Origin of the sequence: Alcanivorax borkumensis SK2, from assembly GCF_000009365.1 — a bacterium.
Lineage (GTDB): Bacteria > Pseudomonadota > Gammaproteobacteria > Pseudomonadales > Alcanivoracaceae > Alcanivorax > Alcanivorax borkumensis.
Genome location: NC_008260.1, coordinates 2453409 through 2476972, shown reverse-complemented (window position 1 = coordinate 2476972; position 23564 = coordinate 2453409). Strand labels below are relative to the sequence as shown.

Here is a 23564-nt window from a genome sequence, read left to right as displayed (position 1 = left end):
TCTTTGCTGTTGATTATTAACGCTGGTGGGCTTCTCGTAGCCTTTGCTGCCGGTTTAGCCTTTCACGGATTTGGCGTTCAATACCGGCGGCATCCAGTCCTGCTTGGGCGAGTAATACATCCCGTTTACCGTGATGGATGAAATGATCGGGCAGGGCAAGGTTTAGCACATCCAGTACGACCGCTTCTTCATGCAGCAGCTCATTTACGGCAGAACCGGCGCCTCCCATTTGTTGGTGATCTTCTACGGTGACTAACAGTGTGTGCTGTGCGGCGGCGCGGAGGATGGCGTCACGGTCAAGAGGTTTCACCCAGCGCATGTCTATCACGGTGGCGTTGAGGGGGATAGCCGCTTCTAGTGCTGCAGGAACCATGGCGCCAAAAGCCAGGATGGCCACCTGCAGACCCTCGCGTAGAGTGCGAGATTGGCCGATAGGTAGGGCCGTCATGGTCTGTTCTATGGTGGCGCCGGGGCCAGTGCCGCGGGGGTAGCGCACTGCTGCTGGCCCTTCGTGCTGGTAGGCGGAGTATAACAGTTGGCGGCACTCATTCTCATCGGAAGGGGCTGCAATGATCATGTTCGGTACAGTGCGCAAATAAGCCAGATCAAATACGCCGCCATGGGTGGCACCGTCTTCGCCCACCAGCCCGGCCCGGTCTAGGCCAAAGGTCACATCTAGCTCCTGCAAAGCCACATCGTGAATCAGTTGGTCATAACCGCGCTGCAGGAAAGTGGAGTAGATTGCCACCACTGGTTTTTGATTCTCGCAGGCCAGGCCTCCCGCCAAGGTTACAGCGTGTTGTTCACAGATGGCTACATCATGATAGCGGCCCGGGAAACGGCGGCTGAATTCCACCATGCCAGAGCCTTCGCACATGGCCGGGGTGATGCCCACTAGTCTTGGGTCTTGCTCCGCCATGTCACAAAGCCATTGCCCAAAGATATCCTGATACTTGGGTAGCTTTTGTTTTGCCGCAGAAGGTTTGCTTGGGACCGCGACCTGAACCTTTGGCTTGGGCTCGATCTTGTTGATGGCATGGTAGCCTACCGGGTCGGCTTCCGCTGGTGCAAAACCTTTGCCTTTTGTGGTGTACACGTGCAGCAGCTGTGGGCCTTCTAGGTCGCGCAAATTCCTCAGGGTACTGACCAGTTCGTTCACATTGTGGCCATCAATAGGGCCAATGTAATTGAAGCCGATCGCCTCGAACAGCATGTCGGGGCTGACCATGTTCTTCATGCTTTCTTCTGTACGACGAATAAAGTCCCAAGCTGCCGGCATAGTTGACAGTACCTTTTTGCCGCCTTCACGTAGGGCGATGTAGCTCTTGCTGGCCCAGATGCGGGCAAAATAATTGGATAGCCCGCCTACGTTGTGGGAAATCGACATGTTGTTGTCGTTGAGGATGACCAGCAAATTGGAGCGAGTGTGCGCCGCGTGGCTCATGGCTTCAAAGGCTTGCCCTGCTGTCATGGCGCCGTCACCGATAATGGCGACTGCCCGGCGGTCGCTGCCGGCCATTTCTGCTCCCAGCGCCATACCCAGTGCGGCACTGATAGAGGTTGATGAGTGGCCGACCCCGAAGGTGTCGTATTCGGATTCGCTTCGTTTGGGAAAACCGGACAGGCCGCCGGCTTGACGAATGCTGGTCAGTGATTCGCGGCGCCCAGTAAGGATCTTGTGCGGGTAGCACTGGTGGCCCACATCCCAGACCAACTTGTCGTCGGGGGTGTGATACAGGTAATGCAGGGCGACGGTGAGCTCCACCACCCCAAGCCCTGCGCCGAAATGCCCGCCACACTGGCCCACTGCGTAGAGCAGATATTCACGTAACTCATCGACCACGCGTTCTAGTTGTGGCGTTGGTAGCTTCCGCAGATCCGCAGGGCTGGCCAGTGTGTCCAGCAGAGGGGTGTTAGGTCGCGTCAGCGGAATTTGAGTAAACGTCTTGGGCATAGGGTCATGCAGCCTGATGAGTGCAAGGCAGAGTAATGAGTCAGCGAAACGCTGTATAACAAAAGCGTCCAGGGTCTCGCTCGAACCGCTAGTATAACTGTCTGGAGGGGTAGGCGTCAGTGTTGATCAATGATTCCGGGTAATGATGTACTGGGCGAGTTGCTGTAAAGGAAGTGCCCGCGGCCCATAGCCGGCCAAGGTTTGTTGTGCTTGATCGCAGAGTTGGCGAGCACGTTGCTGACTTTGCTCCAGACCGAGAAGGGATGGGAAGGTGCTTTTTTGCAGCTTTTCATCAGAACCTGAGGGCTTGCCAAGTTGCTCGGTAGCGGCGGTGACGTCGAGGATATCGTCCTGTATCTGAAAGGCCAGGCCAATGGCGTCGCCAAATTCGGTTAGATTGGCTAGTAGCGAAGGGTCGTCTTTTTCTGCGACAAAATAACCTAGTTGTAAGCTGGCGGTGATTAGCCGGCCAGTTTTCAGGTAATGCATTTCTTCCAACGCGGCCACGGTTTGCTGTTGCCCTTGGGCGAGCATATCTTGCATTTGCCCAGCGGCCATTCCATCTACCCCGGCAGCTTGGCAAAGGTGTTGAATCAAGCTGATGCGGCTGCCATCGCGGTAGTCGCCATGACAGGCGAGCAGTTCAAACGCGCGGGTATGCAGGGTGTCACCGGCAAGAATGGCGGTCGCTTCGTCAAAGGCTTTGTGGCAGGTAGGTTGGCCCCGGCGAAGGTCATCGTCGTCCATGGCGGGAAGGTCGTCGTGAACCAGGGAGTAGGCGTGAATGAGTTCTACTGCCACCGCGGGGACATCTGCTTTGGCTAGGGGAGCCCCGGCAAGCTGGGCGGCGCCGTATACTAGTAACGGGCGGATACGTTTGCCGCCGCTGAGTGCTGCATAGCGCATGGCATGGCTGAGCCGTGAGGCGGCACTATGGGCCGGCAAGTAATGGTCCAGCGCCTGCTCCAGACGAGCCTTGGCGGTATCCGTGAGTTGGTTCAGGGCGGCGAATTCGCGTGTTGCCTTACTGCTCATTGTCACCACCGATAAAGGGCTCAGGGTCTGCCTCGGTGTTCTGTTCCAGCAGGATGCGTACTTTTTGTTCCGCTTGTTGCAGGGCTTGTTGGCATTCCCGGGACAGGCGAACACCTTCCTCGAAGGCTTTCAGGGAATCTTCCAGGGTTAGTTCACCAGACTCCATTTTTTCCACCAGAACTTCTAGGTTGTCTAGCGAGGTCTCCAGCGCGGGGGGTGCGTTTTTTGCCATGAGCGTCTCCTCGGATCCGCCACTAGGACCCCGTTTTTGCTGTGTCTGCCCCTGCCGCGGGGTATGTTGGCGGCAACAGTAATGCAGCGGGTGTGGCGAATCAATTACAGGTTGCAGGCTGCTAAAGTGGCCGTGCACAGTCCAGAATAACGGTTCAACGAGATTGCTGTATTCTAAGTGATTGATATCATGAGGGTAAGCCCAGGAAAGGAAAGAGAGGGCGAGTTCATTTAAAGGGTTCTAAACAGTGGGGTAGGCTGAACGTGCCGGCGGCTTATGGCGAAGGGCTATGCTGGCGCTCGCAGGCTGTTTCTTTTTCCTCATTTTCTACTGATGGAACGTGCATTATGCCGCACGTAACAGGTTGCAGCATAAGTGCGGAAACTTTCCAGCTGAAAACCAGCAGTCCACGTCCAAGGGCTGGGTGCGGCCTGCTGGTGTGTTGTTCATTGCCACCTTATATCGTGTTGTTGTATGCAACATGATGCCGACTTGCGGCGCTTAAAAATCAAAGCGCATACCGACGGTGAGGACTTGACCATCGCTTTCTGCATGGTAGCCCGCCAGCGGGTTGAAGCTATCGGAGTTGGGCGTGTAGATGGCGTAGCCGAGCTCTTCATAGAAGTATTCAGCGAAGAACTTCAGGTTTTCTGTATGGCGGTAGTCCAGCCCAATCTGGGCAGAATCGCCTTGGAAAAATGCATCGCCTTCGTCGGTTTCTTCACCATGGGCGACCATAGCGCGTAGGGTGTATTTGGCCCAGCTGTAGGAGCCCATCAGGTTGTAGGTTAGCGGGTCGTCATCTTGGACCGTGTTGTTATTGGTTAGCAGTTGTTCCACTTTGGCGGCGAAACGCCAGTTGCCGGGGGCCCAAGCGGCGGAGATGCCAGCCTGGTCGGCATGCTTGGCGGAATCCTGTTCACTATCCTGATAACCAATACCGAATGCCAAATCATCGTTGACCGCGTAAGAGAGGGCATATTGTATGGTGTCTAGATAGCTGGTGCCTTGCTCGTCGGTTAGGTCGACTCCGGAAATGGTGGCGGTGAGGCCGCCCATGCTGGGGGTGGTGTAGGTTATAGCGTCACGGCGGAAGCTGGCCTGGGTTGCGTAACCGGAGTAGAAGGAACTGAAGAAATCCAGAGGGTAAGCCACGGTGTTGTAATAGGCCAGCCATTGGGTGCCGACGCGTAGACTGCCGTAACGGTCGTTGGAGACAGTAATATCGGCAACTCGCGGCATGCTGTTATTGTCTTCTTTATAAAGTTCATGGAAAAAAGTCGGATCTTCCGCTCGCAGCCGTGCGGAGTTAATGGGGAACTCTACCGTCGCAGAAATATCGAAGTGTTCGAAATCATTGTAGTTGGCGGTGACACCCAATCGAGAATACGCATCCCTTAGCCCGGTATAAGAGTCGTCTTCACCGGGCTGCGCCTGATCCACAAATACGGCCTCTGTTTGAATACGCAGAGAGCCGTACGGGGTGACTTCCAGTTCAGCATGGGCGGGCAGGGCGGTAAGTCCCGCCAGCAATGTTGTTGATAGTGGCAAAATGCGTTGCTGTTTCATCGGTTTCTCCCTCGACGGTTGATCTGAAAAAAGCGCAGCCTAGCGAGTGACGAGGCGCCTAGCCTGTAAATTGCAGGGCCGGCGGATATTGCGCCTCGTTTTTGTGTTGGCGGTTTGCCATGCGCGAGGCGCCATAACGAGGGGGAATACGCAGGCCGAACACAGCGCAAGCGTGGGGTGTGGGGGGTATCAGGTGCCAAGGTTACGCGAAGATGTACCCTCTTGCGTCTTCCCGATAAGGCATTGGCAGCGCTAACCATGCAGAAGGCAACATGGAAATAGTGTGTCGATGGCGCCCGCGAATGATGCTTGGTTCATTGCGTTCCCTCACGTTGCTAAGGGGGGCTGCCGCCAGCTTTGCTGGCTTGTAATTGCCCCCGCGTAGCGTCCATTTTGGTACAAATTGTTATTTACCGTGGCAAAGGAGTCACGGCATTGCAAGGGAAACCGGGGGTTTTGTGTTGTGCCTCATTGTGTAGGGAGCCGTGTGCTGAAGGTTTTCCCGTTCAGATTTATTCGTATTCGGTGGCGCGGCAGTAGCCTAGAATGCGCGCCATGAAATTGATTCTGGCTCCGATGGAAGGCCTGGCGGATTTTTGGGTGCGCCAGGCGCTGACCGATGTGGGCGACTATGACTGGTGTGTTAGTGAGTTTGTTCGCGTTAGCGGGCTACTGCTGCCGCCCAAAGTATTTTACCGCTGGTGCCCGGAGCTAAAACTCGGTGCGCGTACCCGGGCGGGCACCCCTGTGCACCTTCAGTTGCTCGGTTCCGACCCGGCCTGCATGGCGGATAATGCGGAGCGAGCAGTAGAGCTGGGCGCACCCGCCATTGATCTGAACTTCGGCTGTCCGGCAAAAACGGTGAATCGACATCGTGGTGGTGCGGTGCTGCTTGATGAGCCGGACGTGGTGCATGCGGTGACGGCGGCAGTGCGCCAGGCGGTCCCGTCCCAGGTGCCGGTGTCAGTAAAGATGCGTCTGGGTAATGAAGATGACGCTCGTGCCTTGGATAATGCCAGGGCCGTGGTGGACGCTGGGGCGGCTTGGCTGACGGTGCATGGGCGCACCAAACGTCAAGGGTATAAGCCGCCGGCGTTTTGGGACCGTATCGGCCACATTCGTGAGGTAGTGTCGATTCCGGTAATTGCCAATGGCGAAATTTGGACACCGGACGACGCTGGCCGAGCCCAGCGGGAAAGTGGTTGTGAGGATCTTATGTTGGGTCGAGGGGCGGTGGCCAATCCATTGCTAGTTTCGTTGTTGCGGTTCGGCGGCGAAACCAATTGGGATGCGATCTTGCCTATATTGCAACAATTCTGGATGGACGTGGCTGATACCGGCACTGATGCCCAGTTAGCTGGGCGGATCAAGCAGTGGCTAAGCTACCTGCGCCGCCGTTGGCCGCAGGCGGCGCAATTGCTGGAACAGGTGAAACGAGAAACGAGCCCGGGGGTTATTGGTCGATTGTTGGCGGATTTTGAGCCGCAGTAACCGTTAGCGTAAAAAATTGAAAAGGGAGGCACGACGTCGCCCCCCCCCTATGGCGATCCGCCAGCGGGTGAAATGATTGTGCAAATTATCTAACCCCCAGGGTAATGACCTCATATCCAGCGTGAGTTCACCGAATAATTACTCAAGTGTGCCGGTATCACGGTATGCGCCTTGGCCGCATTGGCGGTTTCGTCCATGAAACTCTGTTGATAATGCTCGCTTTGCTTGCCCCGGTTGATACTGGCGGGTATGGCAAAGTCTGCCTGATAGCGCTTCAACGCCCCCGGGGGAGGTGTGTCCGAACGCTCTGAATTAGCCCCGATCCGTTGGGTGTGGTTATCAGCACACCGTAGCTTTTCTGTTCTTCCCATGCGTTTATCCGTGCCGTATAGGAAAAATTTCCGGTTATGAAATGGCTCCATTACCTGTCACCACGGCCACATTCAAGGCGTGGTCGAAAGGCCACTGCAGCACTAGGTGGGCGCCCTGTGATGCCATGCATGCCAGTGCCTGATCTATTCGGGTAAAACCCACTGCTGAGCAGGCCTGTATTTTCAGTGTAAGGCTAGGCATTTGTGGCATTCGCTTGCGTCGGCCAGCAGGGGGTATGGCTTCGACTAAAGTCATACTGTGTCGCTAGCGTCCTTTGGTTAGTCTTGGTGTTGAGCCTATCCCTTGTTTGCCAGCTGAAGGGTGGTGGCCTGATTTCCTGATGACGCAGAGGGACGAGTAATGAAAGAAGAAAACGCCCGCGCCTACTGGGCCGCTAACCTGCGATTGATCTTGATCTACATTGCTATTTGGTTTGCCGTCTCTTATGGCTGCGGCATATTGCTAGTGGATGAACTCAATCAAATTCAATTTTTCGGTTTCAAACTGGGCTTCTGGTTTGCACAGCAGGGGTCTATCTATGTGTTCTTGGTGCTGATCATTAAGTACGCGCACTCCATGAATAAGCTGGACCGCAAGTTTGACGTCCACGAAGACTAACCGCTGAAACAGTAGATAAAGAGAGACATCCTATGGATATTCAGACACTCACTTATCTCTTTGTAGGCGGTTCGTTTGCTCTCTACATCGGGATTGCGATCTGGTCACGTGCCGGTTCGACGAAAGATTTTTATGTGGCCGGTGGTGGGGTTTCCCCTATCGCTAACGGGGCTGCCACTGCGGCTGATTGGATGTCAGCGGCATCGTTTATTTCCATGGCCGGGATTATTGCTTACTCAGGCTACGATGCGTCGGTGTACCTAATGGGGTGGACCGGAGGCTATGTTCTGCTGGCCATGCTGTTGGCGCCTTATCTGCGCAAGTTCGGCAAATTTACCGTGCCTGACTTTATCGGTGATCGTTACTACTCCAGCGTGGCAAGAACGGTGGCGGTGGTTTGTGTAATCTTCGTCTCGTTTACCTATGTGGCCGGACAGATGCGCGGTACCGGTATTGTGTTTGCCCGCTTTCTGGAGGTGAATGTGAATACCGGTGTGGTTATCGGTATGGCGATTGTTTTCTTCTACGCGGTGCTTGGTGGTATGAAGGGGATCACCTACACCCAGGTGGCGCAGTATTGTGTGCTGATTTTTGCGTTCTTGGTGCCGGCGGTTTTTCTTTCCATCATGATGACCGGTCACGTTCTTCCGCAAACCGGGTTTGGAGCCACGGTGCTGGATGCGGCGGGGGGTGACAGTGGTGTTTATCTGTTGCACAAGCTAGATCAGGTAGTAACGGACCTTGGCTTCACCGAATATACAGAAGGCTCCAAGTCTACTATTGATGTGTTCTTTATTACTGCTGCATTGATGTGTGGTACTGCGGGTTTGCCCCATGTGATCGTGCGTTTTTTCACAGTGCCACGGGTAAAAGATGCGCGGATTAGTGCCGGCTGGGCGCTGTTCTTCATTGCCTTGCTGTACACCTCCGCCCCGGCTGTTGGTGCTTTCGCACGGCTCAATCTGATCGATACAGTGAATGAAACCCAATACTCCGAGCTGCCAGAGTGGTTCTATAACTGGGAAAATTCCGGGCTGATTGGCTGGGTGGATAAGAACGACGATGGTGCCGTGCAGATGCGGGCCGGCTCGCCTTTTGAGGGCAAGCCCACCTATGCGGGAAGCCGCGAAGAAACAAAGGGTAGCTACGGCGAGCGGGTACTGACCAATGTGCCTACCAATAATACGTCGGAAGTGTATATCGACCGCGATATTATCGTGCTGGCCAATCCTGAAATTGGTAACTTGCCGGGCTGGGTGATTGCTCTAGTAGCGGCCGGTGGCGTAGCGGCTGCACTGTCCACGGCAGCGGGGTTGTTGTTGGTGATTTCCAGTGCCATCTCCCATGATTTATTGAAGAAAACCCTGATGCCTGACATTAACGAGAAGCAGGAGTTGATGGCAGCCCGTGGGGCGGCAGTGGTGGCCATTGTGATCGCTGGTTACTTCGGGATTAATCCACCAGGTTTTGTGGCGCAAGTGGTGGCGTTTGCTTTCGGTCTTGCCGCGGCTAGTTTCTTCCCGGTAATCCTCATGGGTATTTTCTACAAGCGCATGAATAAGGAGGGCGCCATTGCTGGCATGTTGGTCGGGTTGATCTTCACTTTTAGCTACATTGTGTTCTTCAAGTTCGTCTCGCCGGAGCTGAACACTGCAGAACACTGGTGGTTAGGTGTGTCACCGGAAGGCATCGGGACTTTGGGTATGGTGCTTAACTTTGTAGTGGCTTTCTCGGTCTCCAGAGTAACGGCGCCTCCGCCGGAGCATATCCAGCATATTGTGGAAGATATTCGTATTCCACGAGGTGCCGGTGAAGCGTCTGCACACTGATGAGACGTAAATAAAAAGCCGGTGCGGGTGATAATTCCGTACCGGCTTTTTGCGTTTTGAGGGCGGCCGAGAGCTGGCCAGAAAGGCAATAAAGAAAAACGGCAGGAGTGGCCTGATGATTGAACAGGAACTGAATCAGCATCCGTTCAGCTTGCTGAGTGAAGCAGGACGCCGCCGTTTGCAGGAAGGAACCGATCTGGCCTATTTTCAGCCGGAGGATATTATTCTTGACGCGGCCAGTACTAGTGATTCTGTGTTTGTGGTGCACAAGGGGTGTGTGGCAGAACTAGACGTGAATGCGCCGGACAACCGTCGTCAGGTGAATATTTATGCCGCCGGTGATTTGTTCGGAGCGATCAGCGTATTGAACGGACAAAGCCGTTATCGTTTTTTGGCCGAGCAGCAAACGCTGTGTCATCTGATTCCCGCTAGGCTATTCCGCGAGCTGTGCGAAAGCGAGCCCGATTTTGGTCATTATTTTAGTCAGTGTCTGGCGGAGAAAAATCAGCGCTTGGCAGAGCGCCGTGAAGGAGGCGTTACTCTGGCGGGCTTTATGCTGGCGCGGGTGGACGAATGCATGCGAGCGCCCTTGATTATGCCGGAGCGCGCCACTGTGCGTGATGCGGTAGCCGCTTTGAAGCAGCACGGCGTGGATAGTGTGTTGATTGCTCACCGGCAGCATTACGCGATTGTTACCAAGACGGATTTATTAAGCGCTTTGGTGATGCAGGAACAATCGTCGGATACGCCGTTGGTTCAGGTGGCGGAAACCGAACTGGTTACTGTTGCCCCCGCAGATTACTTGTTCGCGGCCCTGACCCTGATGACCCGCCACAAGGTGGCGCGGGTGGTGGTGATGGAGAGCAATAATGCGGTGGGGGTGGTGGAACTTACCGATGTGCTCAGTTTCTTTTCTAGCCGTTCATATGTGGTGGGGCTGGAAATTGAAAGGGCCGGTACCCTTGAGGCATTGCAGCTAGCCAGTGCCCGCTTGCCGGATCTTGTAAACGCCCTTATGGCTCAGGGTGTAAAAATGCGCTTTGTGATGGATTTGCTGGCCTCACTCAATGGCCGCTTGATGAGTAAGGCTTATGAAATGGTAGTGCCTGCAGAACATCAGCGTGCCAGTCTGATAGTGATGGGGAGCGAAGGGCGCGGTGAACAGATACTGAAAACTGATCAGGATAACGGCCTGATTATTGGCGATCATCAACAGTGGCCAGGCTGTGATCAAGATATGCAGCGCTTTACTCGCACGTTGCTGTCTCTTGGTTATCCCCCTTGCCCAGGTAATGTCATGGTTTCTAACCCGGAGTGGATCGGGACGGTGTCACGCTGGCAGCGGCGTATCCATGATTGGGCGGAGGATCCCGGGGGAAAAGGGCTGTTGAATCTGACCATTCTCACTGATACCCATACCGTGGCTGGAGATTCAGGGCTGATGGAGACAGTACGCAGCACCTTGTTTTCCCGATGCAGTGACGATCAGTTATTGATGGCCCATTTTGCCCGTCCGGCCTTGCAATTTTCTACGCCGTTGAATTTATTCGGCTCGCTCAAGAAACCCCAGCATGGTATCGATATTAAGAAGGGAGCCCTGTTCCCATTGATCCACGGCGTGCGAGCCATGGCCTTGCAGTGCCGTATTCAGGAAACCTCCACGTTGGCACGGCTGAAAAAGCTGGTGGCCGCCGGGGCTATGGAACGGGCCTTTGCGGAGGACTTGGGTGAAGCGATGGAATTCTTTAGCGAGCTGCGGCTGTCTCAACAGCTGGCCAAATTGCGAGGCGAGAATACCCAGGTAGAAGATAATCATATCGTGGTGCAGCATCTGTCTTCTTTGGAGCGTGATGTGCTGCGCGATGCCCTGCATCTGGTCAGCGATTTCAAGCAGCGCCTGTCGCGTCGTTTTCATCTGGAATACTGACGATGCCTGGGGACAGGAGGGGAGCTATGCTGTAGTGGCAGACGTTTAAATGGCGTCGAATTTATGATCGATATTGCCATGGGCGCGGACCTTATGGGCATCTTTTCAGACCCTATAGCGGTGATCAGGTGGTGGCCATCGATTGCGAAACCACCGGGCTGGATAGTCGTACTGCCGAGCTGGTGTCTATTGCTGCGGTGGTGATAAAAGAAGGGCGGGTGCTGAGCAGCCAGAGCCTGAATGTGAAGTTGGCGGCTCCAGATAGCCTTAGAGAAGACAGCATTTGCATTCATCGGCTGAGGCCAGTGGACTTGGAGGGTGGGGCGAGTATCCGTGAAGCGCTAGAGGCGCTGCTGGCGTTGATTGATAACCGGCCTTTGGTGGGCTGGTGTGTGGCGTTTGATGTGGCCATGATCAACCGCTATCTGAGACCGTTAATGGGCTTTGATTTGCCTAATGATACCCTTGAACTGTCTGCGCTATACCAGCGAAAAATGCGTTACTGGCAGCCCGATATAACACCGGATTTGCGCTTTGATGCCATGGCTTCGGCCTTACAAGTGCCGGTAATTGAGCGCCATACTGCCCGCGGAGACGCGGTGACTAGTGCATTGATGTACCTGCAGTTGCAGAAATCCACACTTGGCTGAGCCGGTGTTTGCTTGGTAGGGAGAAAATAAACGTGCTGATGTTTTATGCTGAAAAAACGGCTCTGATTGCGGGCCTTTGTTTTGTTGCGTATGCCTACCTGCGTTACTGGCGGCGCACTGGTGATGGCCAAGGTTTGGTGATGTTCTGGCGCCGGGCGATGGCGTTGAATACGGTGGAATTTAAACTCCAGCGAGGGGGAGTTGCCCTGTTGTTGGCCGCGGTGGCGCTACGTTTTACTCAGGCCCTACTATAAGCTCAAAGGGCAACGTCACAGGTGGCTGCGTATTAAACGTCGCCAAGCGTGGCATGTTACGGCCATGAATGGGGAGAGGCGGTGTTTTCACTGTGGCAATTAGGTGCGCTGGCATTGGCCTATGTATTGGTGTTGTTCGTTATCGCCTGGTGGGGCGATCGAGCCGCCAGGAAGGGACGAAAAACATTTCATAATGCCTGGGTGTACAGTCTTGGACTGGGCGTTTATTGCACCTCGTGGACGTTCTACGGTGCCGTTGGCGAAGCGGCTCAGAGTGGCTGGAACTATTTGCCGATTTATCTAGGGCCTATTATCACCGTGCTGCTGGGTGGCTCATTGATTTACAAAATGGTATCGGTGGCTCAGCAGCAGAACATTACCTCCATTGCCGACTTCCTGGCCGCCCGTTATGGGAAGTCTCGACGCCTTGCTGTATTGGTCACGCTAGTGGCTATTGTCGGAGTGTTGCCCTATATCGCCTTGCAGCTAAAAGCGGTGACCCTGTCATTTGATTATGTGTTGAAAGACTCAGCCCCCGGCCAGCTGGACACGGCATTGGTGGTGGCAGCTTTGATGGCTATTTTCACTCTGCTGTTTGGTACCCGGCATATTGATACCACCGAGCATCAGTCCGGACTGATGCTGGCGGTAAGTTTTGAATCCTTTATCAAGCTGGTGGCGTTTGTTTCTCTTGGGCTGTATTGCGTGTATGCGATTTTTGATGGGCCTGCAGATATGTGGCAGCAACTCAGCGAGCGTACCGATGTGATGCAGGGGTTTGAACCGACGCTGTTCTCACAAAGTTTCGTCACCGCCTTGCTGCTGTCTATGGTGGCGATTTTGTGCCTACCTAGGCAGTTCCATGCCGGCGTGGTGGAAAATAATGATATACGCGATTTGCGTACCACGCGTTGGTTGTTCCCCTTGTATCTGGCGCTGTTTGCCCTCTTTGTATTGCCGATTGTTATTGCCGGGGTGATTACTCAGCCTTACTTGATCGGTCATGCGGATACCTACATGTTATCGCTGCCAATGGCCCAGGGCAGCCATGCCATGTTGGTGTTGTCATTCATTGGCGGTATCGCGGCGGCCACTGGCATGGTGATCGTTTCCACCATGGCACTGGCGATCATGCTAACCAATGAAGTGTTGTTGCCCATGTGGCTGCAATCGCGCCTCAATGAAAAAGACCCGCTCCCTGATCTTGGCACTCAGCTACGTTTTCTGCGCCGGGCCAGCATTCTTGTTTTGCTGGGGTTAGCGTTTGCCTTCCATACACTCATCGATCGCTTCGATGGCCTTGCCAGTATCGGGTTGTTATCGTTTGCTGCGGTGGCGCAATTTGCGCCGGCGTTAATTGGCGCATTGTATTGGCGTAACGGTCATAAAAAGGGTGCCTTCGTCGGCTTGGCGATTGGGTTTGTGGTTTGGTTTTACTGCCTGCTGATGCCGGTCATCTTGCCGCTGGAGTGGATGGCGGTGCTTAGTGAGCAGGGTCTCTTGGGTCTTGGGTTGTTGCGGCCTCACGCTCTGTTCGGTATCGAAGGGTTGGAGCCGTTGACCCATGGCGTCTTTTGGTCGGTATCGATTAATCTGGCCGCGTTTGTCTATTATTCTCGTCGGGCAAACCAGGATGCGTTGGATGAGACCCAGGCGGCTCGGTTTGTGGATATGCCCACAGACTGGTGGCGCGAAGGCATGGGGCATCCTTCTATCACTACCATTGAATTACTAGAAGTATGCAAGCGAGGGTTAGGTCACCCTCGGGCGGAGCCGTTGTTTTTTGATTACATGCGCCGACGGGGCATATCTGAGGAACTGGAATTGCCAGCACCACTGCACTTAGTGCGTTATGTGGAGCGATTGCTGGCAGGCACCATGGGGGCATCCACTGCCCGTATCGTGATGAGCTCGTTGCTGCGCAAGCAGAACGGCCGACACGATGATGTGGTGCGAATGATGGATGAGGCATCAGAGCTGATTCAGTTTAACCATCAGCTATTGCGTACCACCATTGAGACTATCGCCCAAGGTATTTGCGTGGTCGACCGGGAAATGCAGATCGTGGCCTGGAATCAGGCCTACGTGAAGCTGTTCGATTACCCGGATGGGTTGATTGGTTTGGGGCGCCCAATCGCAGATGTGTACCGTTATAACGCAGAGCGAGGCTATTACGATGGAACGAACCTGGAAGAAAATGTCACTCGGCGAGTGCAATTATTGCGCGAAGGTTATGCCCACCAATTTGAGCGGGAACTGCCCAATGGGATCGTAGTGGAGGTGCGCGGAACGCCTATGGTTGGGGGCGGATTTGTCAGTACCTATATGGATATCACTGAACGCAAAAACGATGAAAAAGCATTGCGCCAGATAAATGAGAATCTGGAACAGATGGTGTCCGAGCGCACCCGTAAGCTATCGGAATTGAATGCTAAGCTAGCCCAGGTTAATGAAGGAAAAACCCTGTTTCTGGCAGCAGCGGGCCATGACTTAATGCAGCCATTAAATGCGGCGCAACTGTTTGCTTCCTCACTGCGTCAGCAGTTACGCAGTCAAGCTGATGGCCAATTTGATCACGAAGTGCAGGTGCTCGGGCACATTGATAGTTCATTGCAGGCCGCCGAACAAATTATTTCTGCATTGCTGGAAATCAGTAAGCTGGATACTGGAACCATGACTACGCATATCCACCCTTTGCGGCTGTCTACACTGATGATTCCACTGGGGCAAGAATTTACGGCTTTGGCTCAGGCGCAAGGATTGCAATTGCGGTGTGTGCCCAGCAGCGCCGTGGCGGACAGTGATGAAGTGCTGTTGCGGCGGGTGCTACAGAATCTGTTGTCCAATGCGGTTCGCTATACGGAGTCTGGCCGTATTTTGTTTGGCGCACGTAGGTTTCACAGTGCAGTGCGAATTGATGTGTGGGACACCGGGCCAGGCATTCCTTATGATCAACACGAGCAGATTTTTCGGGAATTCCAGCGCTTGCCCCAGCTCAATAATCGTCAGCCAAAAGGGCTGGGTCTGGGCCTAGCCATTGCCGACCGGGTTTGTCGTCTACTCGGGCATACTTTGACGGTGCGATCCTGGCCCGATCGAGGTACGGTTTTCAGCGTAACGTTGCCGTTATCGAAAGCAGGTGTGCCACCACTGCTACAGGATGAGCCCTTGCATGAACGCCGAAATATCCAGGGCGTGCGTGTGTTCTGCGTAGATAATGATGCGGCGCTGCTAGCCAGTCTGGTGGCGGCACTGCAAAGCCTTGGCTGTGAGGTGGTGGCAGCTCGTGGCTTGCAGGAGGCAGAGCAAAAGGCAGCGAAAAGCTGGGTGCCGGATGTGATACTGGTGGACTTTCAGCTGGACCACGAAGATGGTTTTGAGGTGATCGAGGCTCTCGATCATTGCTGGGAAGATGTTGTCCCGGCGATATTAATGACCGCCGACCGTCGCCAAGATGTGCGTGCCAGAGCAGAAGAGCAAGGGGTGGGGTTTCTACAAAAACCGATTTCAGAAGCGATACTGCGGCGGGCATTGGAAGGGATTCTGTGAGCTACGCGAACTACGCTCGATTCGGTGAAGAAAAGTTTCCAAAGCCTAGGCCAGTCTATGTCGTTGCTGCAGGAGCAGTGTTTTGGGGGCGAATCGGGCGTACGAGCTGACGGTGAGCGACGCAAATAATTTTCTTCTAGAACCCACGTGAGACAACCCCTCCCCCCTTTTTTCTTGTGTCAACGGTGGTGAGCTGTGTTTGATTTTATCTTGCACCTGGTCGTTAGTGACTGCGCCTCTAGCATGCACATCTCTGCAACGTTTACCCGTTAGTTCAGCCCGGGCGGTTCAATGGCTAGATCTTTCAATGCGAGCACTGCCTGGGTGCGATTACGAACGCCCAGCTTGCGAAAAATAGCGGTCATGTGTGCTTTTACCGTGGCTTCTGACACATCCAGTTCGTAAGCGATAACCTTGTTTTGCATTCCTTCCATCAGCATGCCCATGACACGGAATTGTTGCGGTGTCAGGCTGGTAATCCGATCACTCATGGCTGAGTGATCAGGCAAGGTGGGAGGCATGGCCCGGCGCGCTTTTTCCGGTAACCAGCGTTCACCATCCATGATTTTGCGCATGGCCTGGGTCATGGTATCCACGGAGGCGGATTTGGGAATAAAACCGTCGGCACCAAAGTGAATAGCCCGCTGTATCACGTCCACGTCTTCGGTGGCGGAAATGACTACTAGGGGGACTTTTTTGTATTGCTCGCGCAGGTACACCAGGCCGGAAAAGCCATGGGTGCCGGGCATATGCAGATCCAGAAGTATGACGTCAAAAGGAATCCCTTGCTGGCCGAGCTCTTCCAGGGTAGCCAGAGAGTCCGCTTCGTGGATGGCGGCACCGGAAAAACTGGTGTCTACAGCCTGTTTCAAGGCCGCACGGAAGAGAGGGTGGTCATCTGCAATCAGTATGGTTGTCATGATTCTGATTTAAGCATGTTGATGCGCAGAACCCAAAAGAAAATGGCGTGAAAAAAGAAGCTGTTTAGGGCGTTCAGCGTCAGAGAAAGACAAATAGAAAATGGCCATGTTTGATCATCGCTCACCTAGCATGTGATCCAGTAGGCGCGGTCTCCTGTTCGGGAATCCTAAGCATATAAACCCGTATCCGCTTGCCCATTCTTCTGCCTTGACGCTGAACGTGTTCACTGGGCTGCCCCCACTTGTTGATGGCGTTGCTGATAAGTGGTTTTCGGTGCTACTGGTCTGGAGAGTCCGCTTATCACAGCAGTGCAATGTTTTTTACCTGAATGCGAAGTTTCCGCCCACAGGTCTTCCTTACTGAAAAGAGTATTCACAGGAAATAAATAAAGCCCAAGCCTACTCTGAGTCTGCGAAAAGAGGAGGCATGACTGAATTAGACTTTGGTCTTATTTTCGAAAAGGAGAGGAGGGGGCGTTTTCGGCGTGTGCGCACAGGCGTACGACCTATGGCTAATGGTGTGTCAGGAAAGCGCTCAGCAAGCTGTCAGGAAGAGACATTGACGTGCTGAAGACAATAAGAGGACAGGGCCATGATAGCAAGAAAAGCCACGTACCTGTGCGGTGCCTTGGTGTTGGCGCAAGCGGGGGGAGCCGGTGCGGATACCACGCTGGAGGAGCGTATCGTTGTGCTGGAAGAACGCATGGATGGTATCAAGAGTGGAAATACCCAAATCGATTTTGGTGGCTTTATCAAAGCAGATACCATGATGAGTAAATACAGCGATGGCGATCTGGCTAAAGGCTCTACCGGTCGTGATTTTATGGTGCCCTCAACCATTCCCGTTGGTGGCGGTGGCAGTTCGGAAGAGCTGGACTTTATCGCCAAGCAAAGTCGCTTCTGGCTGAAGAGTGAAACGATGACTTCTGCTGGTGCGGTCCAGGGGTATATCGAAATTGATTTTCAGACCACCGGCCAAGGGGATGAGCGCATCAGTAACAGCTATTCGCCCCGTATTCGCCATGCCTATCTGGCTTGGGGGAATTGGCTATTCGGACAAACATGGTCCACCTTTTTCAACGTAAGTGCGCTGCCAGAAACGTTGGATTTTGTCGGTGCTGCGGGCACCGTTTTTGAACGACAACCACAGATACGCTATACCTCGGGGCCGGTGATGCTGGCTTTTGAAAACCCCTCTACGACCTTATACGGAGGTGATAGCAACCCTAGCGAATATGATGACAACAATGTTCCAGATATCGTTGCTCGCTATAACCTGACCGGAGGTTGGGGCAATGTGAGTCTGTCGGCAATGGGAAGGCAGTTGAAATATGAAGATGACGTTGGTGGCACGCCTTATGATGAGGATGAATATGGTTACGGCTTGTCTGTTGCCGGCCGTGTCATGCTGGGTGCTATGGACGATATTCGTTTCCAGGCGCACTACGGTAATGCTCTAGGGCGTTATACCACGCTCAATGCGTTCCGCTCAGGGCAAATCGAAGCGGATGGCAGTATTGAGTTGATTGATCAGTGGAGTGGTGTGTTGGCTTTGCGTCATCATTGGAGTGATCGCTGGCGTTCCAATTTCGCAGTTTCTGTAAGTGAGGCGGATAACCCGGATACGGTGGCAGCAACCACCAGTAAAACCATCCACAGTGCCCATGCCAATCTGATCTGGCAGGTGGCAGAACCTCTGACTCTTGGTGCTGAACTGATCTATGGCAGTCGGGAACTTGAGAATGGTGATGACGGTAACCTTAAACGGGTGCAGTTCACCGCCAAATATGCCTTCTAGAAAGGGTCGTTATACGCGAGCATGCAAAAACGGGACACCGAAGCGTCCCGTTTTGCATGCAAGTACGTTGCGTACAGCGTGTGAGGGGTTTTCTTAATCCACATCCGCCGGGTACACACCGTTTTCATCGTGCACTTCCTTGCCGCTCAGCGGCGGGGTGAAGGCACAGGCGACAACCATATCTTCGTTTTCGCCACCGTAAAGATAATGCTCGTCGTGTTCGTTGAGCAGGTAGATAGTGCCCGGGGTCAGGTCGTAGACTTTGCCGTCGTCCAGGGTTTCGATCTTGCCGCTCCCGGAAATCACGTATACAGATTCCCAGTGGTTGGCGTATTTAATGTGGGTTTTGGTGCCTTTAAAGATGGTGGTGATGTTGAAAGAGTGGCCCATCTTGTCTTCTTTCAGTGACAGGCGAACAGACTGCCAGTTGCCATTTTCGGCTTTAACACAGCGATCAGACTTTTCGGCTTCAGCCAGAGTGCGAACGATCATGGATAACTCCTGAGCTAAAAAATTGAGGAAGGAATAACGCTCCCCTGTTGAGGGGAGCGGGAACCGCTTAGGCCGTGATGCTGGCGACTGAGTGTGCTTCACCGCGTTTGATGCGGTCGGTCATCACTTCGTCCACGCTCTCTTTAACAATCTCAAGTGCGCGAACCAAATCTTCTTCGCTAATCGTCAGTGGGCACAGGGTTTTAATAACCTGGTCATCGGCACCGGATGTCTCAATCACCAACTGGCGTTTGAAGCAGGCTTTGGTGATTTCGCCAGCGACTTCGCCATCGCGAGCCACCAGGCCTTGCATCATGCCGCGGCCATTGAGATAGAACCAATGGCTGTCGTAACTGTTAGCGATTTCGCGGAAATGGTCGGTAATGATGTCCGCTTTCTTCTGCACTTCCTTGGCGAACTTGTCGTCGCGCCAGTAGTGGTTCAGCGCTGCTGCGGCAGTGACGAAGGCCAAGTTGTGGCCACGGAAGGTACCGTTGTGCTCACCTGGTTTCCACAGATCTAGTTCCGGCTTCATCAGTACCATGGCGAAGGGCAGGCCATAGCCGCTCAAGGATTTGGACAGGGTGATGATGTCCGGGCTGATGCCGATATCATCAAAGCTGAAGAAAGAGCCGGTACGACCACAGCCAGCCTGGATATCATCCAGAATCAGCAGCATGTCGTGCTTGCGGCAGACTTTTTCCAGGTTGCGCAACCAGTCGAAGCTGGCCGCGTTGATGCCGCCTTCGCCCTGAACGGTTTCGACGATAACAGCGGCAGGGTGGTCAACACCGCTGGAGGAGTCGCCTAATACTTTGTCCAAGTACTCGGTGGTGTCGAAGGCATCGCCTAGGTAACCGTCATAGGGCATGGGGGTAACGCCGCCCATGGTGACGCCCGCTACGCCGCGGTGGTGGCTGTTACCGGTGGCAGCCAAAGCGCCCAAGCTTACGCCGTGGAAGCCGTTGGTGAAGCTGATGATGTTCTCGCGACCCTTGATGTTACGGGCAATTTTCAATGCCGCTTCCACCGCGTTGGTGCCGGTGGGGCCGGTGAATTGCATCACGTGATCCATGTCACGAGGTTTTAGAATCGTTTCATAGAAGGTATCCATGAATTCCCGCTTGGCGGCAGTGTGCATGTCCAGGCCGTGAACGATGCCGTCGCGCTGAATGTATTCCATCAGCTTTTCTTTCAGAACGGGGTTGTTATGACCGTAGTTCAGGGTGCCTGCGCCGGCCAAGAAGTCGATGTACTCCTTGCCGTTTTCGTCGTACAGATAACTGCCTTTAGCCTGGTCGAATACCACAGGGAAGCTACGGGCATAACTCATTACTTCCGATTCGTGGCTTTCAAAAATGTCTGTATCCATGGTTCCTGTATTCATGATTCCTGGTCCTCGCTTGAATTCGGGTTGCTGGTTCGGGCTGCGTTTACGCGTCGTCGCGATTGAACGGGCCGATACGTAGCAGGTATTCGTCGTTATGCTCGCCGGCAAAGTGGATGCGCGAGTCGAACAGAATGAATTCTTCCGTTGGCATGCTGCGCTGGTAGGCGAAGCTGCGGAACATGCCCCAAGAGGCTTCGTTGTCGGGGGTGATGGTGGTCTCGATAAACTGAACGTCGGCACTTTCTTCACGTGCAATCAGTTCGGCCAGCATACGCTTGGCTAGGCCCTTGCCCCGGGCTTTCTCATGTACCGCCACCTGCCAGACAAATAATACGTTCTGCTGTTTGGGGGGGATGTAGCCGGAAATGAAGCCGACCAAATCGCCATCCATTTCTGCCGCCACTGAGGTATCAGCAAAGTGGGTGCACTGAAGCAAGTTGCAGTAGACGGAGTTTTCGTCCAACGGCTTACACTCGCTAATCAGTTTGTGAACTCGGCTGCCATCCTGGCTTTCGGGCTTGCGAAAGGTTATGTCATCCGATTTCGTGGTTGATGTATCTGTGTTGTTCGCTTCGTTTGCAGGCATGGTTTCACTTTTGGTCCGTTTTGGAGAAAGAGTTTGCGTTCCGGCGGACATTCATATCTACCGCAGGCTGCGCGCGATCAATGGCTCCCAAGTCCAGCACAGGGGAGGCATCAATGTCGCCAGCGTTCATCATTGCGGCTACGCGCTGTAGGGAGCTTAGAATTAAAGATTGCTCCCAATCTTCAAGGCGGTCAAAGCGTTCAATGAATTCGTCCTGAAGCGGTGTGGGGGCCTTTTTGATGATATCTAGGCCGGCGGAAGTTAGGTGGGCATACACGCGACGCTTGTCTTGTTCGCCGCGTTTGCGGCCCAGCAGCTCCCGCTTTTCCAGGCGGTCGAGAATGGTGGTGACGGTGGCTTGACTCAGTGAAACTTCGTTAGCCAAGTCACCCATGGTCATCTCGCCGTGCGCCGAAATTGCTTGCATGATCAGAAGCTGGGGCGACGTGAGCCCGGAAACTTTGCTCAGTTTGCGAGAGTAAAGGTCCGTGGCGCGAATAATTTGTCGTAATGCGATTAGCACGTCTTCGTGTCTGGCCATTGCCGAAAACTCTCTTGATAACAAAGTAATGTGACCGTAATGAGACATGGTTTGTCTGTAATCACCTTTGAGATGTAAAGGTTTACACCTCCATCAAAGCCGGACAATGACGAATAATCCCTTGCGATAAGTGGGAGGCTATCTTAGAGATAAAACATTTAGATGTCAAAATAAATACCGATTGGTGACGGTGCTATGTTCGGTCGTTTTTCTCTTTTACTTGCAGGGAAGGCCTTTACGGGGAGCCTTGCATCAGGGCAGTCTGTCAGCACAGACGCCAGTGTTTTGGTTGCCAAAGCTCTGCCCAAGTTCCCGTATGCGGGAGCTATTCCGTCGTCGTGTTATAGGCTTTGTCATGATGATTGATTCCTTTCTTCTCGCACTTTCCTGGTTGGACCGCACTCTGGGTGTCATCGAGCGTGTCATTATCGCAGGCTGCATTTTGGTCATGGCGCTATTGATGAGCGTCCATGTGGTCGGGCAGGCCTTATTTGATGAAGGCATACCCGGCACCTACGAGGTGGTGAAAATGCTGATTGTGGTGCTGACGTTCGTGGGGTTGGGGTATGCCGCTCGCCACGCCCGCCATATTCGAATGTCCGCCATCTATGAGCAGCTCAATGGTAAGAGCCGCAAAAGTCTGCAGATGATTATCTGTTTGGGCACGGCAGCGCTGATGTTCTATTTCGCGTGGAAGTCGGGCCAATATGTTTTTGATATTCAGGAGCGTGGCCGAGTGAGTGCCTCATTGCAGGTGCCCATGTGGCTAGTCTATCTGTCGTTGCCGGCGGGCTTTGGCATGGCGGGGATCCAGTACATGCTGACGTTCGCCCGTAATGCGGTGTCGCCGGGTATCTGGCGGTCGTTCAACGAAAAAGAAACTTACGAGGCTGTGCCGCTGGCCGCGGGCAGGGTGGATGATCAGGACGGCCAGCGCTAATGCATGGCCAGGCTTTTGCTGTGAGTACTGCTGAATGAGGGGGTTGCCACTGTGTTAATCATTCTGGCTGTGATCATGCTGGTATTGCTGATGATGGGTTATCCCATGATGGTACCGCTGGCGGTGGGGACATTGTTCATGATGTTCACCGGACTGACCTTTTTTGGCCCGGACCAAGCGGTGACCTGGATGGTCAATGGGGTTGGTAGCTGGGTGCTGGCAGCGGTTCCCATGTTTATTTTTGCGGCGGATATTCTCACCAAGGGGCATACCGCCAACCGGTTGCTGGATCTGGTGGATGCCTTCACTCGGCATTTGCGCGGCGGCTTGCCGATTACCACTGCGGCCTCCTGTGCCGTGTTCGGTGCGGTGTCCGGTTCTACCCAGGCCACCGTTGTCGCTATGGGCGGGCCTATGCGCCCGCGGCTGTTGGCCAAGGGTTATTCTGATAGTTTCGCGTTGGCGCTGATTATTAACGCCAGCGATATCGCTCTGCTGATCCCGCCCAGCATCGGCTTTATTGTGTATGGCGTGGTGATGAAAACCTCTATCGGTGACCTGTTCCTGGCCGGTATTCTGCCCGGCTTGTTGGTGCTGTTAATGTTCTCTGTGTATTGCTGGATTGGCGCTAGAGTTAAAGGTATTGAGCCGGAAGAACGGGCTTCCTGGGGGGATCGATTGAAGGCGATGCGCGGGGCTATCCTGCCTCTGGGCTTCCCGATTCTAGTCGTTGGCGGGATTTATGGTGGTTGGTTCAGTGCGGTCGAAGCGTCGGCCATTGCCGTGGCGTATGCCTTGCTGCTGGAAGTGGTGATTTTCCGCAAGGTCAGTGTCAAGGATCTGGGTGGTTTGGCGTTATCATCAGGGATGATTACCGCAGTGGTATTCATTCTGGTGGCCATTGGCGCTGCGTTTTCGCATACCTTGGGCACCGCCGGCATTCCCGAGAAGCTATTGGGGCCGGCCATTGAATCCATTGGCCAGAACCAAGTGGCGGCATTGGCATTGATCGCCGTGGCGTTCTTCATTGGTTGCATGTTCGTGGATCCGATCGTGGTGATCTTGATTCTGGTGCCGATCTTCAAGCCGCTGATCGAGTCCGCCAATCTTGATCCTATTCACGTGGGGGTTATTGTTACCCTGCAGGCGGCCATTGGTTCGGCTACGCCGCCGTTTGGTTGCGATATCTTTACCGCCATCGCGGTATTTCGTCGCCCTTATCTGGAGGTGATTCGGGGCACGCCACCGTTTATCTTCATGCTGCTGATCGCCACCTTTATCCTTATTCTGTTCCCGCAGTTGTCATTGTGGTTGCCGGCCTTGGGAGGCTAATCAATGCGGTCGCTTGGCGTGTTGTGATGCGACTGCGGCCGCAGAGTGGCACCAAAAAGCCCGGCTATTGGGCCGGGCATTTTGG

The 23564-nt window shown here is 54.0% G+C and carries 21 protein-coding genes; 10 read left to right on the top strand and 11 right to left on the bottom strand.

Going from position 1 to position 23564, the window contains the following annotated elements; all coding sequences use genetic code 11:
• Positions 1-16: 16 nt before the first annotated feature.
• The 4 genes from dxs to ABO_RS11110 form a co-directional block, all read right to left on the bottom strand.
• A complete protein-coding gene (gene dxs, locus ABO_RS11125) occupies positions 17-1954 on the bottom strand; it encodes a 1-deoxy-D-xylulose-5-phosphate synthase (protein WP_011589444.1) in 1938 nt (645 codons plus the stop codon).
• A gap of 126 nt (positions 1955-2080) precedes the next feature.
• Positions 2081-2989 (bottom strand): polyprenyl synthetase family protein, encoded by a 909-nt coding sequence (locus tag ABO_RS11120; protein ID WP_011589443.1) that lies wholly within the window; start codon positions 2987-2989, stop codon positions 2081-2083.
• A complete protein-coding gene (locus ABO_RS11115; RefSeq protein WP_011589442.1) occupies positions 2979-3221 on the bottom strand; it encodes an exodeoxyribonuclease VII small subunit in 243 nt (80 codons plus the stop codon). The genes ABO_RS11120 and ABO_RS11115 overlap by 11 nt, the downstream gene beginning before the upstream one ends.
• A 501-nt stretch (positions 3222-3722) precedes the next feature.
• Positions 3723-4790: a porin gene (locus tag ABO_RS11110; protein ID WP_011589441.1), complete on the bottom strand. Its 1068-nt coding sequence runs from the start codon at positions 4788-4790 to the stop codon at positions 3723-3725.
• 546 nt (positions 4791-5336) lie between these two features.
• Between ABO_RS11110 and ABO_RS11105 the strand changes: the two genes are divergently transcribed.
• Positions 5337-6281 carry a tRNA dihydrouridine synthase gene (locus ABO_RS11105; RefSeq protein WP_011589440.1) on the top strand — a complete coding sequence of 315 codons (945 nt, stop codon included), beginning with the start codon at positions 5337-5339 and terminating at the stop codon, positions 6279-6281.
• Positions 6282-6391: 110 nt separating this feature from the next.
• Here the strand turns inward: ABO_RS11105 and ABO_RS11100 are convergent, their stop codons facing one another.
• Both ABO_RS11100 and ABO_RS14415 read right to left on the bottom strand, forming a co-directional pair.
• The gene (locus ABO_RS11100; RefSeq protein WP_041705049.1) at positions 6392-6652 is read right to left on the bottom strand and encodes a hypothetical protein; all 261 of its coding nucleotides are present in this window, start codon (positions 6650-6652) and stop codon (positions 6392-6394) included.
• A gap of 34 nt (positions 6653-6686) precedes the next feature.
• Positions 6687-6908 (bottom strand): hypothetical protein, encoded by a 222-nt coding sequence (locus ABO_RS14415; protein WP_011589438.1) that lies wholly within the window; start codon positions 6906-6908, stop codon positions 6687-6689.
• Between the two features lie 105 nt (positions 6909-7013).
• Between ABO_RS14415 and ABO_RS11095 the strand changes: the two genes are divergently transcribed.
• The 6 genes from ABO_RS11095 (at position 7014) to ABO_RS11070 (ending at position 15480) form a co-directional block, all read left to right on the top strand.
• Positions 7014-7271: a DUF4212 domain-containing protein gene (locus ABO_RS11095; RefSeq protein ID WP_011589437.1), complete on the top strand. Its 258-nt coding sequence runs from the start codon at positions 7014-7016 to the stop codon at positions 7269-7271.
• A gap of 32 nt (positions 7272-7303) precedes the next feature.
• A complete protein-coding gene (locus tag ABO_RS11090; protein WP_011589436.1) occupies positions 7304-9100 on the top strand; it encodes a sodium:solute symporter family protein in 1797 nt (598 codons plus the stop codon).
• Between the two features lie 115 nt (positions 9101-9215).
• Complete coding sequence (locus ABO_RS11085; protein ID WP_011589435.1) at positions 9216-11027, top strand: putative nucleotidyltransferase substrate binding domain-containing protein; 1812 nt, start codon at positions 9216-9218, stop codon at positions 11025-11027.
• A 59-nt stretch (positions 11028-11086) separates the two neighbouring features.
• Positions 11087-11677, top strand: coding sequence for a 3'-5' exonuclease (locus ABO_RS11080; protein WP_041705047.1), 591 nt, complete (start codon positions 11087-11089; stop codon positions 11675-11677).
• 38 nt (positions 11678-11715) lie between these two features.
• Positions 11716-11931, top strand: a complete 216-nt coding sequence (locus tag ABO_RS11075; protein WP_035458922.1) for a hypothetical protein — start codon at positions 11716-11718, stop codon at positions 11929-11931.
• An 81-nt stretch (positions 11932-12012) separates the two neighbouring features.
• Complete coding sequence (locus ABO_RS11070) at positions 12013-15480, top strand: hybrid sensor histidine kinase/response regulator (RefSeq protein ID WP_011589433.1); 3468 nt, start codon at positions 12013-12015, stop codon at positions 15478-15480.
• 269 nt (positions 15481-15749) lie between these two features.
• On the opposite strand, the gene ABO_RS11065 is transcribed toward ABO_RS11070, so the two are convergent.
• Positions 15750-16400, bottom strand: a complete 651-nt coding sequence (locus ABO_RS11065; RefSeq protein WP_011589432.1) for a response regulator — start codon at positions 16398-16400, stop codon at positions 15750-15752.
• A 592-nt stretch (positions 16401-16992) separates the two neighbouring features.
• On the opposite strand from ABO_RS11065, the gene ABO_RS11060 reads away from it, so the two are divergent.
• Positions 16993-18198, top strand: a complete 1206-nt coding sequence (locus tag ABO_RS11060; protein ID WP_011589431.1) for a DcaP family trimeric outer membrane transporter — start codon at positions 16993-16995, stop codon at positions 18196-18198.
• A 93-nt stretch (positions 18199-18291) separates the two neighbouring features.
• On the opposite strand, the gene ABO_RS11055 is transcribed toward ABO_RS11060, so the two are convergent.
• The 4 genes from ABO_RS11055 to ABO_RS11040 all read right to left on the bottom strand — a co-directional run bounded on the left by ABO_RS11055 (position 18292) and on the right by ABO_RS11040 (position 21207).
• Positions 18292-18690 carry an ectoine synthase gene (locus tag ABO_RS11055; RefSeq protein WP_011589430.1) on the bottom strand — a complete coding sequence of 133 codons (399 nt, stop codon included), beginning with the start codon at positions 18688-18690 and terminating at the stop codon, positions 18292-18294.
• Between the two features lie 67 nt (positions 18691-18757).
• Positions 18758-20062 (bottom strand): diaminobutyrate--2-oxoglutarate transaminase, encoded by a 1305-nt coding sequence (gene ectB / locus ABO_RS11050; RefSeq protein WP_035458840.1) that lies wholly within the window; start codon positions 20060-20062, stop codon positions 18758-18760.
• Between the two features lie 61 nt (positions 20063-20123).
• A complete protein-coding gene (gene ectA, locus ABO_RS11045; RefSeq protein ID WP_011589428.1) occupies positions 20124-20666 on the bottom strand; it encodes a diaminobutyrate acetyltransferase in 543 nt (180 codons plus the stop codon).
• Positions 20667-20670: 4 nt separating this feature from the next.
• Complete coding sequence (locus ABO_RS11040) at positions 20671-21207, bottom strand: MarR family winged helix-turn-helix transcriptional regulator (RefSeq protein ID WP_035458838.1); 537 nt, start codon at positions 21205-21207, stop codon at positions 20671-20673.
• 355 nt (positions 21208-21562) lie between these two features.
• Here ABO_RS11040 and ABO_RS11035 point away from each other — a divergent pair, with 355 nt between their 5' ends.
• Together ABO_RS11035 and ABO_RS11030 are read left to right on the top strand one after the other, a co-directional pair.
• On the top strand, positions 21563-22147 hold the full coding sequence (locus ABO_RS11035; RefSeq protein ID WP_035458837.1) for a TRAP transporter small permease: 585 nt from the start codon (positions 21563-21565) through the stop codon (positions 22145-22147).
• Between the two features lie 51 nt (positions 22148-22198).
• Entirely contained in the window at positions 22199-23479 is a 1281-nt protein-coding gene (locus ABO_RS11030; RefSeq protein ID WP_011589425.1) for a TRAP transporter large permease, read from the top strand.
• The last annotated feature ends 85 nt before the right edge of the window (positions 23480-23564 follow it).